Annotated in this window: 2 protein-coding genes; both read left to right on the top strand. The window is 68.7% G+C overall.

Going from position 1 to position 1328, the window contains the following annotated elements:
• The coding region (locus IE307_RS46465) for a methionine adenosyltransferase domain-containing protein (RefSeq protein WP_229905543.1) at nt 1-599 on the top strand (599 nt) is incomplete at its 5' end.
• A 48-nt stretch (nt 600-647) separates the two neighbouring features.
• Nucleotides 648-1328: adenosylhomocysteinase (locus IE307_RS46470; RefSeq protein WP_191305920.1), on the top strand; the 681-nt coding region annotated here is incomplete at its 3' end.

A 1328-nucleotide genomic window follows, 5' to 3' on the forward strand; every position in this document is an offset into this window, starting at 1 on the left:
AGCACGCCGACGGCATCGACCTCGAGAAGCTGCTCGGCGTCGACCTGCGCGAGCACGTCGTGGCCCCCGAGATCGCCGAGCTCGGCATCGACACCACGAGCGTCCGCCTGCTCACCAACCCGACCGGCCGCTTCGTCATCGGTGGCCCGATGGGCGACGCGGGCCTCACCGGCCGCAAGATCATCGTCGACACCTACGGCGGCATGGCCCGTCACGGCGGCGGCGCGTTCTCCGGCAAGGACCCGTCGAAGGTCGACCGCTCGGCCGCGTACGCCATGCGCTGGGTCGCGAAGAACACCGTCGCGGCGGGCCTGGCCACCCGCGTCGAGGTCCAGGTCGCCTACGCCATCGGCAAGGCGGCCCCCGTGGGCCTGTTCGTCGAGACCTTCGGCACCGAGACCGTCGACCCGCAGAAGATCCAGCAGGCCATCACCGAGGTGTTCGACCTCCGGCCCGCCGCGATCATCCGCGACCTCGACCTGCTCCGCCCGATCTACGCCCCGACCGCCGCGTACGGCCACTTCGGCCGCACCGACGTCGACCTCCCCTGGGAGTCGACGGACCGCGCGGAGGCCCTGCGCAACGCCGCCGGCGCCTGATCCATGGGTATTCCACAAAGGACATCACTTCACAGCAGGGGGAACCGCATGACCCAGGTGGCGTTGGACAAGATCACGACTCGCAACGGCATCGACTTCGCTGTGGCCGACCTGTCGCTCCACGAGTTCGGGCGCAAGGAGATTCGGCTGGCCGAGCACGAGATGCCCGGCCTCATGGCGCTGCGCCGTGAGTACTCGGAGGTCTACCCGCTCAAAGGAGCGCGGATCTCCGGTTCACTGCACATGACCGTGCAGACCGCCGTCCTGATCGAAACCCTGGTCGACCTCGGCGCCGAAGTCCGCTGGGCCTCGTGCAACATCTTCTCGACGCAGGACCATGCGGCTGCGGCTGTCGTCGTCGGCCCTCACGGTACTCCCGAAGAGCCCAGGGGCATTCCGTGCTTCGCCTGGAAGGGCGAGACGCTCGAGGAGTACTGGTGGACCGCTGAGTCGATGCTGACCTGGCCGGACGGCGGGGGCCCGAACATGATCCTGGACGACGGTGGCGATGCGACGCTGCTCGTCCACAAGGGTGTCCAGTACGAGGCGGCCGGTGTCGTCCCCGAGCCCGACGCCGATGACTTTCACGAGTGGGTCCTGATCCTGGAGACGTTGCGCAAGTCCCTCACGGCGGACAACGGGAAATGGACCAAGATCGCCGCGGGCATCCGCGGCGTCACCGAGGAGACCACGACGGGCGTCATGCGCCTGTACCAGCTGGCCGCCGCC

This window comes from Lentzea cavernae (assembly GCF_014653695.1).
Classification (GTDB): domain Bacteria; phylum Actinomycetota; class Actinomycetes; order Mycobacteriales; family Pseudonocardiaceae; genus Lentzea; species Lentzea cavernae.